This window comes from Ideonella sp. (assembly GCF_041914305.1).
Taxonomy (GTDB): Bacteria; Pseudomonadota; Gammaproteobacteria; order Burkholderiales; family Burkholderiaceae_C; genus Ideonella.
The window spans coordinates 128,273-143,413 of sequence record NZ_JAYSDQ010000003.1; the positions used below are offsets into that span (position 1 = coordinate 128,273).

Consider the following 15,141-nt stretch of genomic DNA (forward strand, 5'->3'; position numbering starts at 1 on the left):
CGCCACCGGCCCATGCGCGGGCGCGAGACACTGGGGTCATCACCAACCCGCCACCGTTCACCCATGCTTGCTCGAACCGTCGCTCGACTCACGCTGTCGGCTTGTCTCGCCGCCACCCTGCTTGCCCCCGCCGCAGCCCAGGTGGCGGTCGTGGCAGCGCCGGACCATGCAGCCCTGCTCGCCAGCGCCGACCCGCAGCTCGCGAGAAACAAGCGGCTCGTCTACGACTTCTGGCGCGAGGTTTTCGAAGCCGGCCACCTCGAGCTGGCCGAGAAGTACATGGCCGAGGGCTACATCCAGCACAACCCCGGCGTGCCGACCGGCCGTGCGGCCTTCGTCGACTTCTTCGGCCAATTCAAGAAGCCGCAGGCCATCGAGGCGAAGGTCAGCGCGCCGTTGGTGTCGATCACGGCCGAGGGCGATCTCGTCGTGCTGAGCTTCGTGCGCAACATGGTGGACGCCAAGGACGCGTCGAAGAGCTACACGACCACCTGGTTCGACATGTTCCGCATCGAGAACGGCAAGATCGCCGAACACTGGGACCCTGCGGTCCGGCCTTGATCGCCTCGCCCGGGCCCACGGTGGCGACACGCCTGCGCACGCCCCCATTGGCAAGCCGGGAGACCCCGCGTACGATCAAATAACCGGGCAGACGGATACGGTTGGATCGGTGTAACTTGGCCCGGGTTGGAGGGTCAACCATTGAACTACGCTGAACAGCTTCGCGCCCCGGCCGGTGGGCATTCGACGGGTCTTGCCGTCGTCGTCACGCTTCACCTCTTGCTGGGCTGGGCCTTGCTCAACGGCCTGGGCACGCGGGTCATCGAGATCATCAAGCCACCGGTCGACATCGAGGTCGTCAAGGACGTGCAGATGCCACCGCCACCACCAGCGCCGGCACTGCCCCAGCCCAAGAGCACGGCTCGGCCGGTCTACCTGGCGCCGGTGCCCGAAGAAGTCCGCGTGTCGGCAACGCCAGAGCCGACCATCACCGCCAACCGAGAGGGCAGCAGCGACGCGCAGCCGTGGGCCGACTCGGCGACGAACACCACGCCGGTTGCGCCCCCGCAGCCCCGCGCCGTGGCCAAGCCGGCCATCGCCAACGTGCTGGCCTGCGCGCCGGGCAGCGACGACTACCCCGCCGCCGCCCGCCGCGCCGAGGCCACCGGCCTGACGCGCCTGCGCTTCACCATCGACGCGGCCGGCGCGCTGGTGCGCTCCGAGATCGTCAAGTCGGCCGGGCTCACGCGCGAACATCGCCTGCTCGACAAGGTGGCCGAAAGCAAGCTCGCCAGCTGCCACTTCACCGCCGGCGTCGACGAGAACGGCCGCGCCATCGGCGGCACCTTCGAAGTCGACTACGTCTGGAAGCTCGAGTAGCGGTCAGCCTGCCCGCCCTGGTGCCGCCGGACGCGATCCCGCGGGCACCAGGCGCTTTCCGAGAGGTCGGGCAGCCGCCCGGCTCAGGCCGCGGGCAGCTCAAGGCAGACCGACGTCCCCTCCCCGAGGCGACTCGTGATGTTGAAGCTTCCGCCCATCTGCTCCATCAGGCTGCGCGCGATGACCAGGCCCAAGCCGGTGCCGGGGATCGGCGAGCGCTCCTTGCCAAGGCGATCGAACGGACGAAACAGCCGCTCCATCGCTTCGGGCGCTATGCCGATGCCTGTATCGTCCACGTGAAGGCGCACGCGGCCAGGGATTGAAAGATCGGTTCGGCACTTCAGGCTGCCGCCTGGCTTGTTGTACTTGATCGCGTTCGAGCCCACATTCAGCAACACCTGGCGCAGACGCACGTCGTCGGCCAGGACATGAAGGCCGGGCTCGACTTCGCATTCCATGCGCACGCCATACTGACCTGCCAGCGGCGACAAAAACTCTTGCGTCTGTCGCACACTGGCCTCGATCGACACTCGCGAGACGTGCAGGTTGTTGGCCCCCGCAGACGCGCGCTGCAGATCCAGCACATCGTCGACCAGCATCAACAAGTGCTGCCCCGCCTGCAAGATGTGCTCCGTGTAGGCGGCGGCACTCGAATTTTCCCCGATGCCCTTTATCTTCATCAGTTGTGCGAAACCGAGCACCGCGTTCAGCGGTGTGCGCAGTTCGTGGCTCATGCGCGAGAGAAACTCGTTCTTCGCACGGTTTTCGGCCTCTGCAAGCTGGGCCTTCATGCGTTGCTGGGTGATTTCAGCCAACTGTTCGGCCGCCTTGCGCTGGGCTGTGAGATCGTGAACCTGGTACAGATAGCAGACCGTGTCGTCGCCCTCCCGAAGCAGCGACACGCTGACCAGCGTGGAGACCGGGAGCCCCCCGCCCAGAGGAAGGTAGCGCTTCTCGAACTGCACCACCGTGACACCGCCAATGAGCAACTCGTGCAGGCGATCTCGCTCATGTTCCACATCTTCCTGGTGAGTGAGTTCACCGTGCGAACACCCTTTGAGTCGATTCGCATCGCCGTTGAGCAATCGACACAACGCGTCGTTGACCTGGATGAAATTGCCATCCAGCGCCACCAGGGCCATCCCGAGCGGCGCGTGATCAAACGCGCTGCGAAAACGCTGTTCGCTCGCCCGCAGCCGGTCCTCATGCCGCAACCGTTCGGTGGCATCTCGCAGCACCACGGCGGCATCCAGGCGGTGGCCTCGCGCGTCATCGACGGGCGCCGCCGATTCGTCGACCGCCACCTCGTGGCCATCGCGCGCAATCAGCCGGCGCGCATGCTCGACACCAATCACCCGGCCTTCATGCAGTGCGTGCTCGGCAGACGTCTGCTGGTCTGTCGCGCCTGAAAAGTGCAGCAGGTCGCCAATCGGCCGCCCCCTGGCCTCTTCCATCGGCCAGCCCGTCAGCGCCTCGGCGGCGGCATTCATGAACCGCACCCGCGCGTCGGACTCGGTGATCACCACCCCGTCCTGCACGCAGCGAAGCGTCGAGGTGAACCACCTCTCCGATTCGCGCAGGCGCTGCTCCATCAGCGACTTGTAAAGGGCCACTTCAATCGCGGCACCCAGCTCCTTGATCTCGAACGGCTTGGTGAGGTAGCCATAGGGCCCGGTCTTCGCGGCTCTTCGAACGGTTTCTGGATCACTGAACGACGTCAAGTAGATGACCGGTGCGTTCAACTCCTGCCTCATCACCGCAGCCGCCTGCACGCCGTCCATGGCGCCCTTCAATCGCACGTCCATCAGCGTCAGGTCCGGCTGCCACTCACGAGCAAGCGCCAAGGCCCGCTCGCCGGAATCCGCAATGCCGATCACCGTGTAACCCATGTCTTGAAGCTGCATCTTCAAGTCCAGCGCAACCACGACCTCGTCCTCGACGATCAGGATCCGCGCCTGCTGATGCTCAGTGCTCATGATGGTCTTCCTCGTTCAGAAGATGCGGCACGACCAGCCAGACTGTCGTGCCCGGGCCGGACCGAAAATGGAGCTCTCCTCCCAACTGCCTAGCCAGGCTGGTGGCCAGTTGCAGCCCCATCGAGCGTGTCGACGAAGGATCCAAGCCTGGTGGCAAGCCCACGCCGTCATCGGCCACCGAGATTCGCAGGCCGCTGGGATCGCTCTCGAAAAGCACCTTGATGCAACCACGCCGGCCGTCGGGAAACCCGTGCTTGAAACTATTGCTGACCAGCTCGGTCAGCAGCAGGCCAAGGGGGATGGCGACATCCATGCTGACATCGAGCGTAGGTGCCTCGACGGTCACGCGCACTTCACTGGTCGATCGACCTGAACCCATCGTCAGCTGGTCGGCCAAGGCGCCCACGTACGCCGGCAATGACACGCCGCGGAGGCTGGAAGAGCCATAGAGCTGCTCATGAACCAGCGCCATTGACCGCACCCGCAGCGCCATGTCCTGCAGCGCCGCCCGCGCACTGTCGTCGCGAACATTGCGGCCCTGGAGACTGAGTAGGCTCTGCACCACCTGCAGGTTGTTCTTGACGCGGTGATAGACCTCCTTCAGCAACGTTTCCTTCTCTTCAAGTGCTCTAGCGAGCTTCTGCTCGCTGTTCACCCGCTCGGTCACGTCTGTCACCAGCACGAAGAAGCCGTCGACACGCCCTTGATGCTCGTCGGGGATATAGGCAGCCTGGCTGTGACGCACGACGCCGTCGGGTCCGGGAATGCTGCGTGCAAAGTCCTGTCGTTGACCGGCCAGAGCGGCGTCGATGAACGGCTTGTTCTTCTGGAACAAATCGGGGCCCAGCAAGTCAGCGAGCCTGCGACCACGGATTTCTTCGGGTGACTTGCCAAACCACCGCCTGTAATCGGCATTGGCAAAGCGGTTGGTGAGGTTGCGATCCCAATAGCCGATCATGGCCGGCAGGTTGTCGGTCACGAGCCTCAGCATGGCCTCACTGGATCTGAGGGCTGCGTCGCGCTCCTCGAGCTGGGCAGCCATTTGGTCGAAGCGGCGAGAGAGGTCGCCCAGTTCGTCCTTGGCGTTGCTGCCGGCGCGGGCCGAGAGGCGGCCGGCCGCCACCGCGTCCATCGATCGGCTCAACCTCGTCAGAGGTGACAGCACCTGTCGCGAAAGATGCCAGCCCAAGAGCCCGAATACCAGCGCCAGCAGCGATGGCAGCACGAGGGCGAGCCACATCAAACGCTGCTCGGCAGCGTTGCGCCGCAGCGTAGAGGCTCTTTCACGCTGGTAGGCATTCTCGGCAATGGTCTCGGCGCCCGTGAGGAGGCGATCCACCAGCAACTCCCTGCGCCTGGCCTGCAATGCGGAACCGCCGCTCACGTTCGACATGTCGGTCAGCTGGGCGAATGTCTCCGACAGGCTCGCCACATCGTCACCCGGGGTTTGACTGTGCTCACGCTTCATCTCCACGGCCAAGCTGGCGGCATTGGCCTGGGCAAGCAGCTGATAGCGCGCCAGCCACTGCTGCCGCGCTCGGGGTTCGCCGTACAGCAAGTAGTCCTGCGTGAGAACCAACAGCCCCGTCACCTCGCGTGCTGTGGTCGTCGCAAGTTCCTGTTCGAGCGCAACACGGCTGGCTTCCCGTGCTGACCATGTGAGCGTCACCAAGGCAATGACCCCAACGATCCCGGCCACACTCGCAAGGACGACAAACTGAGAACGTAGCCGCATGGTGCGAAGACCCTAGCGGACGATGCTTACCGCGCCGGCCCGAACGTGCTTGAGGGGCTCAGGCCGCAGATACTCGAGGAAGTTGGGGGTCTTGCCGGTGGCGAGGCCGCCGCGGACGGCCCACCGTGCCTGCCCCTCCAGGCCGGTGATCAACGACTGACGCAGCTCCAGCTCGAAGTCAATGTCTTTCAGCACCCCGTCTACGGTGGGGGTGTCCAGCGCAAGCCGGCGACGCAAGATGGCACGCGCCTCTTCTGGGCTTTCGGCAATGAACTGAATGGCCTTGTCCAGCGCGCGGCAAAGCCCTTGCAGTTCAGCGTCGCGTTGACCGTGCAGGGCGTATGCCGCCACGACGTTCCATGTATCGGTCTGCACGCCATTGCTGGGCAGCATTCGCACTTGCTGCGCTTGGTTGTTCAGCACGCTGGATGCAAAGGGCTCGAAAACGGCCAGCGCATCAACGGCGCCCGACGCCAGAGACGGCCCCACGCTGGACGACTCGACAGGGACGATCTTCACGCGCACGGGATCGACACCCGCGGTCAGCAGGCTCATCTCCAGGAAGTAGTGGGCTGAGGTGCCCACGAAAGTGCCGACCCGTCGATCCTGCAGATCGGCCACGCTGGCGATCCCGAGCCCGCGCCGCGCAATGATCTTGCTGAAGTTGTGCATCGTCGCCATCGTGGCCAGTATCGAGAACTTCGCCCCGCTCAGGCTGGCGAAGACGATGGGCGAATCGGCGCTGGTCGCCAGTTGCGCCTGCCCCTTGAGCATTCGGTCAAGGCATTGACGCCCGATATCGCAATCGGCAATCTGAAGGTCCAGCTTCTCGGCAGAGAAGTAGCCTTTTGCCTCGGCCACATAGATGGGCATGCTGAGCGGCAGCTTGGCGACGGCGAACACCAAGGCCTCGGAGGCTTGAGCAGGGGTCACACCGAAGAGTGTCGCCACGAGCGCCATTGGCGCCGGCCAGACGCCCACACCAGTCTTTGCCCGCATGTACAACCCCTACTTCATGCCATCTCATGGTCCGTCCAAAGGCGGCGGGAGAGCTTGAGGTTCGTCAATTCCGGCCAGGGAGCGCCGCACGGCTCGTGAGCTGGACAACTTGGCATGCTGTGAGACGATGCAATGATCCTGGCTTGCACACCATCATGAAAATCAGCTTCATCGGCGCTGCCCAAGAGGTGACCGGTTCGTGCTTTCTGGTCGAGAGCGGCGAACTGCGTTTTCTGGTCGATTGCGGCATGCGCCAGGGCGGGCGCGAGGCGCGCGAGCGCAACCTGCAGCCCTGGCCCTTCGAGCCGCGCGACATCGACTTCGTGCTGCTGACCCATGCACACATCGACCACAGCGGCCTGCTGCCGCGGCTGTGTGCGCTCGGCTTTCGCGGGCCCGTCTTCACGACCACGGCCACGGCCGACCTGCTGTCGGTGATGCTGCTGGACAGTGCCTTCATCCAGGAGTCGGACTGGGCCCGTGCGCAGCGCGACCATGCGCGCGGCCGCGGCCGGCCGGGCCCGGTGCCCGAGCTGCTGTACACCGTGGCACAGGCCGAAGCCTGCCTCGAACAGCTCGAAGGCGTGGCCTACGACACCGAGGTGCAGCCGCATGAGGCGGTGCGCTGCCGCTTTCGCGACGCCGGCCACATCCTCGGCTCGGCGATCCTCGAAGTCTGGGTGACCGAGCCCGACCGCACACGCAAGCTCGTGTTCTCCGGCGACCTGGGCCAACCCGGCCGGCCGGTCGTGCGCGACGCCACGCCGATCGAGCAGGCCGACGTGCTGCTGGTCGAGTCGACCTATGGCAACCGCCTGCACCGCCCGCTGCAAGAGACGATCGACGAGCTGGCGCAGGTGATCGAAGACACGCTGCGGCGCCGGCAGGGCAACATCATCATCCCGGCCTTCGCGCTCGGGCGCACGCAAGAGCTGCTGTTCCTGCTGGCCGACCTGCGGCGCCAGGGCCGGCTGCCGCCGATGCAGGTCTTCGTCGATTCGCCGATGGCCGACAAGGTGACCGCGATCACGCTGTCGCACCCCGAGTTCCTGGACGACGAGACGCGCGAGATGCTGGCGCTGCGGCGCTCGCCGCCCCAAGGGCTGAGCCTTCGTTTCACCAAGAGCGTCGACGAGTCGATGGCGCTGAACCAGATCAAGGCGGGCGCGATCATCGTCGCGGCCAGCGGCATGTGCGATGCCGGCCGCATCAAGCACCACCTTCGGCACAACCTGGGCCGCGCCGAGTGCGCCATCGTCATCATCGGCTTCCAGGCCGAAGGCACGCTGGGCCGGCGCCTGGTCGATGGTGAGAAGCGCGTCAGGCTGCTGGGCGAAGAACACGCCGTGCGCGCCAGCGTGCACACGATCGGTGGGCTGTCGGCCCATGCCGACCGCGCGGCGCTGCTGGGCTGGCTGGGCCACTTCAAGGCGCCGCCGGCCCGCACCTTCGTCGTTCACGGCGAGGCCAGCACCGCCTGCGGCTTTGCCGACACGATCGCCCAGCAGTTCGGCTGGGCGGTCGAGGCCCCGGCCGCCGGCAGCCACGTGGACCTGTGACGCCAGCGTAGGCGGGCGAGCCCCGTGCGGCACGCCGCGCCCGCAGCGGTGCGGCTTCACCGCAGCGTTGCCCGCCCCGCCCTCTCCGCACAAACCCTGTTCCTGCCGAGAGACCTCGTTACCAAATTGTGGCCAACCGTGAAAGCGGTTTCAATCAGAATGGGTCGGCCGGCCGGTAGGGCGGCCGCCTGCATCGAATGCGTCGATCGAGTGTTGGTTTGGACGAGACACGGGGCGACACGCTCGCCCGATCAAACGAGGAGAGTTCATGAACATGAGACAAGCCCGGCCGACGCATGTCGGCGGCCTGAACTGGATCTGTGCCGCGGCGCTTGCCGCGCTGTCGGTATCGTCGGCGCACGCCGTCGACCTGGGCCCCAACGTCGTGATCTTCGACAACACGATGAGCACGGCCACCGTGCAGGCCAAGCTGGACCAGATCTTTGCCCAGCAAGAGACCAACCAGTTCGGCACGCAGCGCTATGCGCTGATGTTCAAGCCCGGACGCTACCAGGTCAACGCCAACGTCGGCTTCTACACCTCGGTGATGGGCGTGGGCCAGCACCCGCAGGACGTGGCGATCGACGCGGTCACGGTCGATGCCGGCTGGTTCGGCGGCAACGCGACGCAGAACTTCTGGCGCTCGGTCGAGAACGTCAGCGTCACGCCGATCAACGGCGGCACCCGCTGGGCCGTGGCGCAGGCCGCGCCGATGCGCCGGGTCTGGGTCAAGGGCAACCTGAACCTGTCGCCCACCAACTACGGCTGGGCCAGCGGCGGCTACATCGCCGATTCGCGCATCGACGCGCAGGTGCAGCCCTACTCGCAGCAGCAGTGGTTCACACGTGACAGCCAGATCGGCAGCTGGCTCAACGGCGTGTGGAACATGGTCTTCACGGGTGTGATCGGCGCGCCGGCCAACAGCTTCCCGAACCCGGTCTACACGACGATCGCGCAAAGCCCGGTCACGCGCGAAAAGCCGTACCTCTACATCGACGGCGCCGGCGAGTACCAGGTCTTCGTGCCCTTCCTGCGCAACAACTCGGCCGGCACCACCTGGTCGCCCACCGGGCAGACGCCGGGCCAGGCCGTGCCGCTGACGAAGTTCTACATCGCCAAGCCGGGCGTTACCGCGGCGCAGCTGAACACGCAGCTGCAGGCCGGCATGCACCTGCTGTTCACGCCGGGCGTGTACCACCTGGACCAGACGCTGTCGGTCAAGAAGGCGAACACGATCGTGATGGGCCTGGGTTATGCCACGCTGATCCCCGACAACGGCGTGACCGCGATGAAGGTCGCCGACGTCGACGGCGTCAAGATCGCCAGCCTGCTGTTCGATGCCGGCCCGGTCAAGTCGCCGGTGCTGCTGCAGCTGGGACCGAAGAAGTCCGCTGGCTCGCACGCCGCCAACCCGACCTCGGTGCAGGACGTGTTCTTCCGCATCGGTGGCGCCGGTGTCGGCAAGGCCGCGACCAGCCTCGAGGTCAACAGCGACGACGTGCTGATCGACCACGTCTGGGCCTGGCGTGCCGACCACGGCACCGGCGTGGGCTGGACCACCAACACCGCGGCCACCGGCGTCATCGTCAACGGCAAGAACGTGACGGCCTACGGCCTGTTCGTCGAGCACTACCAGAAGTACAACGTGCGCTGGAACGGCAACGGCGGCCGCACCTACTTCTTCCAGAACGAGATGCCGTATGACCCGCCGACCCAGGCCGCCTGGCGCACCGGCGCCAACGGCTACGCGGCCTACAAGGTCAACGACAAGGTCACCAGCCACGAGGCCTGGGGCCTGGGCAGCTACTGCTACTTCAACGTCAACTCGTCGATCCACGCCGATCGTGGCTTCGAGGTGCCGGACGTGGCGGGCGTGAAGCTGCACAGCCTGTCGACCGTGTCACTGGGCGGTGTCGGCGTGATCGACCACGTGGTCAACAACACCGGCGCCCCGGCGCAAGGGCAGAACACCGTGCCCTCGACGGTGACGACCTACCCTTGAGCTGCCGATGAAAAAGGCCGCGGGCCGGCGGGATGCCGGGCCTGCGGCCTGCTCGAAGCCTTCAGTGCGCGTGACAGCGCGTGATCAACGCGGCGTCAAGCGAAACGAATACGAGCGGTAGTCGCTGGGATTGACGGCGGTGGCGATGATGACGCCGTTGTCGTTGATGTCACGGGCGCCGATCAGTTGACGGGCCTGGCCAAACGCGTCGACACAGCCGGCCGGGCCGACCAGCTCGTTCAGGTCGACCGGCTGCGCATCAACCGCAGCCCAGTACAGTGGCACGCCGTAGCTGGCGCCTGGCGCGAGCTCCGAGCCGATCACCACGCCTTGGGCGTTGACCGCCTCGGCATAGGTGTCGGTATCTGCCGATCGCTTGCTCATCGCGACACCCTGGTCGCCTTGCCAGGCGTAGGCCGTCCGGTGCGTGTCGCCTTGCGCGATGACCGAGCCGACGATCGTGCCCGCCGCATTGATGCCCGAGGCCGTGCCGGCGGCACCCGCTGGCAGCGGCAGCGCCGAGATCTTGTGGCCGACCCAGCGCACCGGCACCGCCCCCACCTGCCCCGCCACGTCACTGGCGCCGATGACCACGCCGGCGTCGTTGATGCCGAACGCGATGCTCTCGCCGTTCTTCTTCAGCGCGCCAAGGTCCACGGGCGCGCCATTGAACCAGCGCGTCGCGCGCCACACCAGTTGGCCGGCCAGCAAGGCGTGGCTGCGGCCGACGATCTGGCCCTTCTTGTTGATCGCCAGCGCAGCACCCCCGCCCTGGTCGCCGGCCAGGTTGGGCAGGAAGCTCATCTGCCCGTCGACCCAGGTCACGGCGCGCTCGCGGCCTCCACGTTCGTAGATGTCGCCGACCACCTGGCCGGCGTCGTTGATGTCGTTGGCATCCGAGTGGACCGTGAAGCCGCCGGCCTCGTCGTTCAGGCGCACGGCTTGCCGATCTTTGCCCCAAGTCGCCGCGCCGAAGCCGTATTCGCCCTCGTACGGCGCGAAAGCAAAGCCCACCACCTGCTGGCGGTTGTTGATGGCGCCCGCATGCATCTGCGAATCGCCGGCCGAGGCCGAGCCGTCCATCAGCGGCTTGCAGCTGAAGGTCACCGCCTGGGCCCCGCTGGACGACAGCGCCAGCAACGCGGACAGCACCGCGAAGGCACCGGTATGGATCTTCTCGTTCATTGCATCTCTCCTTGTTGGTATGCAGGCCAGGCGCCGGTCCTCTGCGACACCTAACCCTCGTTTGTGCCGGCAAGCGCCGGCCACGGGCACTCTAGGAAGCCAGGCCCCCGTGCAACACCCCTAACAAGGAAGAAGTGCGGCAGATGCCACACCCTTGGCGCGGCGCTACCGCCTCACACGAGCCCGTCGAACAGCCAGACCTCGACCCACTCGCCCGCCGCCACCGAGCCCTGCTCGTGCCCCAGCACCAGCAGCGCATTGGCCTCGCTCATGCTGCGCAGGATGCCCGCGCCCTGCGAGCCGGTCAGGCGCACCTGCCAGCCGCCTTCGGGCGCGGCTTCGACCACCGCGCGCTGAAACTCGGTGCGCCCCGGCCGCTTGCGGATCGGCGTGGCGCAGCGCGCGCTCAGCCGCGGCATCGGCGGCTGCACCGCGCCGGCCAACGTCCACAGCGCCTCTTGCGCGAAGGCGTAGAAGGTGACCAGCGCCGCCACCGGGTTGCCCGGCAGCGCGAACAGCCAGGCCGGGTCGCCGCCGTCGGGCCGCCGCAAGGGCCCGAAGGCGAACGGCCGGCCCGGGCGCATCGCGACCTTCCAGAACGCCACCTCGCCCATGCTGGCCAGCAGGTCGCGCGTGTAGTCGGCATCGCCCATGCTGACGCCGCCGCTGGTCAGCACCACATCGGCCTCGCGCAGCGCGCGGGCCAGCGTGGCCTCGAGCGCGGCCCGGTCGTCGGCCACCAGGCCGAGGTCGATCACCTCCACGCCCATGCGGCGCAGCGCCGCGGCCAGGCTGTGGCGGTTGCTGTCGTAGATGCAGCCGGCACCCAGCGGCTGGCCCGGCTCGCGCAGCTCGTTGCCGGTCGAGAACAACGCGACGCGCAAGCGCCGCATCACCGGCACCTGCGTCAGCCCGAGCGACGCCGCCAGCCCCAGATCGGCCGGCCGCAGCACACGGCCGCGCCGCAGCGCCGGCTTGCCCTGCGCCAGGTCTTCGCCCCGGCGGCGGCGGTTCTCGCCGGCGTGGATGACGCCGGCCGCGATGTGCACCACACCGCCCTCTTCGCGGCACAGCTCCAGCGGCACCACCGTGTCCAGCCCGGCCGGCATCACCGCGCCGGTCATGATGCGCACGCAGTCGCCAGCGGCCGTGGCCACCGGCGCCGCGTCACCGGCCATCACCGCGCCGACCACCCGGAAGCGGCTCTCGCCATCGGCCTGCAGCTCGACGCCGCGGAAGGCAAAACCGTCCATCGCCGAGTTGTCGTGCGCCGGCACATCGATCGGCGAGACCACGTCGTCGGCCAACACGCGGCCCAGTGCCTCGGCCAACGGCCGTTGTTCGTGGCCGCTGATCGGCGCCAGGCTGGCAGCGATGCGGGCGCGTGCTTCGGCAACGCTGATCTGCGCGTCGCCGCGGGCCAGCGGCGACGGGCCCAGTTCCGGGGTGTTGGTGGCCATGCGGCGGTTCGATGGATGACGGGTTGGCGAACATTGTGCGCCGCGGCCATGCGTGCGAGCCACGATGTATGCAACGGCCTGCATATCGTCAAGCCGGGCGCCGGCGACCCAGAATGCGCCGGTGTCCACCCTCACCGACAGCGTTCAACTCGCCGCCCAACTCGTCTGGCACGGCGATGCCGAGCTGTGGCGCATCGTCGGCCTGTCGGTGCGCGTGAGCCTGCTGGCCTGCGCGCTCGGCGCCGTGGGGGGCCTGGCGCTGGGTGCCTGGCTCGCGGTGGCGCGCTTTCCCGGCTGGCGCGGCGTGGTGTGGGTGCTCAACACCCTGCTCGCGCTGCCGTCGGTCGTCGTGGGCCTGCTGGTCTACCTGCTGCTGTCGCGCGCCGGGCCCTTGGGCGCCTGGGGCCTGCTGTTCACGCCGACCGCGATGGTCTTCGCCCAGGCGGTGCTGGTGCTGCCCCTGATCGCCGCGCTGACGCGCCGCCTGGTGCAAGACGCCCTGGCCGAAGGCGGCGACCAGCTGCGCTCGCTCGGCGCCGGCCCCTTCGCCGCCGCGCTGCTGATGCTGCTGCACGAGCGGCGCGCGGTGCTGACGATCGGCCTGACGGCGTTCGGCCGCGCGGTGTCCGAGGTCGGCGCGGTGATGATCGTGGGCGGCAACATCAACGGCGTCACACGCGTGATGACGACCGCGATCGCGCTCGAGACCAGCAAGGGTGATCTGGCGCTGGCGCTGGCGCTGGGCGCGGTGCTGCTGGGCGTGGTGGCGCTGCTGAACCTCGCGGTGGCCGCGCTGCACGGCGCCGCCCAGGCCGCCGGCCAGAGGCGCGAGGCCTGGGCCGCATGACGCGCATGCCGCCTTCGGCCACGGTGACCACGCCGCCGCTGGTCAGCCTGCAGCGCGCCAGCGTGCGCTTCGGCGCGGTGACGGCGCTGCGCGACATCGACCTGGCGCTGCACCGGGGCGACCGGCTGGCGCTGGTCGGCGCCAACGGCTCGGGCAAGACCACCTTGCTGCGCCTGCTGCACGGGCTGGTGACGCCGAGCGAGGGGCAATGCAGCCGGCATGCGCTGCAACCCGAGGGCCGGCCCGCCACCGGCGCGATGCTGTTCCAGCGGCCGTTCCTGCTGCGCCTGTCGGTGCGGCGCAATGTCTCGCTCGGCCTGTGGTTGCACGGCGTGCCGCGCGCCGAGCGGGCTGTGGCCACCGAGCGCGCGCTGCAGCGTGTCGGCCTGGCCGCGCTGGCGGCGCGGCCGGCGCGAGAGTTGTCTGGCGGCCAGCAGCAGCGCCTGGCGCTGGCGCGCGCGTGGGCGCTGCGGCCAGACATCCTGTTCCTCGACGAGCCGACCGCCAGCCTCGACCCGAGCGCCAAGCGCGAGGTCGAGCAACTGATCGAAGACTTCGCGGCCGAGGGCATGACCGTAGTGCTGGCCACCCACAACCTGGGCCAAGCCAAGCGGCTGGCGCAGCGGGTGGCCTATCTCGAGGGTGGGCGCTTGGTCGTCGAACGGCCGGCGCACGAATTTTTCAGCAACAGCAACACGCTGCCGCCCGAGGCGCAGCTGTTCCTCAAAGGAGAGATGGTGTGGGCATGACGAAGTACAACGTGATGATCAACGCCGGCCGCCGCGCCCTGGTGGCCTTGCTCGCCGGTGCACTGTGGACGGGCGCCACGGCCGCCGACGACCCGTTCATCGTGGTCGCCTCGACCACCTCGACCGAGCAATCGGGCCTGTTCAGCCACCTGCTGCCGGCCTTCAAGCAGGCCAGCGGCATCGAGGTGCGCGTGGTCGCCGTGGGCACCGGCCAGGCGCTGGACCTGGCGCGCCGCGGCGACGCCGACGCGGTGCTGGTGCACGACACCGCGGCCGAAGAGAAGTTCGTCGCCGAGGGCTTCTCGGTCGAGCGCCGGCCGGTCATGTACAACGACTTCGTGCTGATCGGCCCGCGCAGCGACCCCGCCGGCGCGAAGGGCCGCGACATCGCCGCGGCGCTGGCCAAACTGGCCACCAAGCCCGACGCGGTGTTCATCTCGCGCGGCGACAAGAGCGGCACCCACGCCGCCGAGTTGCGCTTGTGGAAGAACGCCGGTATCGACCTCGCCAAGGCCAAGCCGGCGGGCTACCGCGAGTGCGGCTGCGGCATGGGCCCGGCCCTGAACATGGCCGCCAGCAGCAACGCCTACGCGCTGTCCGACCGCGGCACCTGGCTCGCGTTCAAGAACCGCGGCGATCTCGCGATCGTGGTCGAAGGCGACAAGGCCTTGTTCAACCAGTACGGCGTGATGGTGGTCAACCCGGCCAAGCACCCGCATGTGAAGCAGGCCCTGGCCCAGCGCTTTGCCGATTGGCTCACCAGCCCGGCCGGCCAGGCCTCGATCGCGGCCTACCAGGTGGGCGGCGAACAGGCCTTCTTCCCGAACGCCAACCGGCCGTAGGGCCCCTCACGCAGCGCTGCGTCGCCCCTAGGGCCTGTTAACACTACGGAGGCCCGTGCGAACGGGTCGTGCAGGGATGCAGGGGCAAGGCGCCCGCCGCCGCCCAGGCTGCTGCCTGGGCAAGGTGGGCAACGACGCCATGCGCCCTGCACGGCCCGTTCCCGAAGGGTTGCCACCAGAACAGCCGACCGCGGCGTTGCAAAGCCTCGCCGGGGCTGAACCCGGACAGGAGCAGTCCTGAGGACTGGTCCTGCCTGGTGAAGGGACCGAGCGCCGCGAGGTCGCGGCCTGCAAGGCAGCACCCCGGCTTCGTTTTGCGCCTTGCGCTCGACTTGTTCTGGTGACAACGCATCGGGTCTCCGTAGTGTTAGCAAGCCCTAGTTCAAGGCGCGCGCATCCCCCATCTG

12 protein-coding genes are annotated in these 15,141 nt (G+C 67.9%); 7 read left to right on the plus strand and 5 right to left on the minus strand.

Annotation, left to right across the window (positions count from 1 at the left end):
* Positions 1-63 precede the first annotated feature (63 nt).
* Together ACE3SG_RS05285 and ACE3SG_RS05290 are read left to right on the plus strand one after the other, a co-directional pair.
* Complete coding sequence (locus tag ACE3SG_RS05285; protein WP_374562953.1) at positions 64-561, plus strand: ester cyclase; 498 nt, start codon at positions 64-66, stop codon at positions 559-561.
* Positions 562-702: 141 nt separating this feature from the next.
* The gene (locus ACE3SG_RS05290; protein WP_374562954.1) at positions 703-1,380 is read left to right on the plus strand and encodes an energy transducer TonB; all 678 of its coding nucleotides are present in this window, start codon (positions 703-705) and stop codon (positions 1,378-1,380) included.
* 83 nt (positions 1,381-1,463) lie between these two features.
* Here ACE3SG_RS05290 and ACE3SG_RS05295 read toward each other — a convergent pair whose 3' ends face one another.
* Genes ACE3SG_RS05295 through ACE3SG_RS05305 form a run of 3 tightly spaced genes read right to left on the minus strand, consistent with a single transcriptional unit; the run spans position 1,464 to position 6,090 of the window.
* Positions 1,464-3,356: a PAS domain S-box protein gene (locus tag ACE3SG_RS05295; RefSeq protein ID WP_374562955.1), complete on the minus strand. Its 1,893-nt coding sequence runs from the start codon at positions 3,354-3,356 to the stop codon at positions 1,464-1,466.
* A complete protein-coding gene (locus ACE3SG_RS05300; RefSeq protein ID WP_374562956.1) occupies positions 3,346-5,091 on the minus strand; it encodes a sensor histidine kinase in 1,746 nt (581 codons plus the stop codon). Before ACE3SG_RS05300 ends, ACE3SG_RS05295 begins: the two co-directional genes overlap by 11 nt.
* A 12-nt stretch (positions 5,092-5,103) precedes the next feature.
* Positions 5,104-6,090 (minus strand): ABC transporter substrate-binding protein, encoded by a 987-nt coding sequence (locus ACE3SG_RS05305; protein ID WP_374562957.1) that lies wholly within the window; start codon positions 6,088-6,090, stop codon positions 5,104-5,106.
* A gap of 155 nt (positions 6,091-6,245) precedes the next feature.
* Between ACE3SG_RS05305 and ACE3SG_RS05310 the strand changes: the two genes are divergently transcribed.
* On the plus strand, positions 6,246-7,649 hold the full coding sequence (locus ACE3SG_RS05310; RefSeq protein WP_374562958.1) for an MBL fold metallo-hydrolase RNA specificity domain-containing protein: 1,404 nt from the start codon (positions 6,246-6,248) through the stop codon (positions 7,647-7,649).
* Between the two features lie 268 nt (positions 7,650-7,917).
* Positions 7,918-9,651, plus strand: coding sequence for a hypothetical protein (locus tag ACE3SG_RS05315; RefSeq protein WP_374562959.1), 1,734 nt, complete (start codon positions 7,918-7,920; stop codon positions 9,649-9,651).
* Positions 9,652-9,735: 84 nt separating this feature from the next.
* On the opposite strand, the gene ACE3SG_RS05320 is transcribed toward ACE3SG_RS05315, so the two are convergent.
* Together ACE3SG_RS05320 and glp are read right to left on the minus strand one after the other, a co-directional pair.
* Positions 9,736-10,836, minus strand: coding sequence for a hypothetical protein (locus ACE3SG_RS05320; RefSeq protein WP_374562960.1), 1,101 nt, complete (start codon positions 10,834-10,836; stop codon positions 9,736-9,738).
* A gap of 173 nt (positions 10,837-11,009) precedes the next feature.
* Positions 11,010-12,296, minus strand: coding sequence for a gephyrin-like molybdotransferase Glp (gene glp, locus ACE3SG_RS05325; RefSeq protein WP_374562962.1), 1,287 nt, complete (start codon positions 12,294-12,296; stop codon positions 11,010-11,012).
* A 121-nt stretch (positions 12,297-12,417) separates the two neighbouring features.
* On the opposite strand from glp, the gene ACE3SG_RS05330 reads away from it, so the two are divergent.
* From ACE3SG_RS05330 to ACE3SG_RS05340, 3 genes are read left to right on the plus strand one after another with little or no spacing between them, the layout of a single operon-like run.
* Entirely contained in the window at positions 12,418-13,143 is a 726-nt protein-coding gene (locus ACE3SG_RS05330; RefSeq protein ID WP_374562964.1) for an ABC transporter permease, read from the plus strand.
* Positions 13,140-13,892, plus strand: a complete 753-nt coding sequence (locus ACE3SG_RS05335) for a phosphate ABC transporter ATP-binding protein (protein ID WP_374562965.1) — start codon at positions 13,140-13,142, stop codon at positions 13,890-13,892. The genes ACE3SG_RS05330 and ACE3SG_RS05335 overlap by 4 nt, the downstream gene beginning before the upstream one ends.
* A complete protein-coding gene (locus ACE3SG_RS05340) occupies positions 13,889-14,734 on the plus strand; it encodes an extracellular solute-binding protein (protein WP_374562966.1) in 846 nt (281 codons plus the stop codon). The genes ACE3SG_RS05335 and ACE3SG_RS05340 overlap by 4 nt, the downstream gene beginning before the upstream one ends.
* The last annotated feature ends 407 nt before the right edge of the window (positions 14,735-15,141 follow it).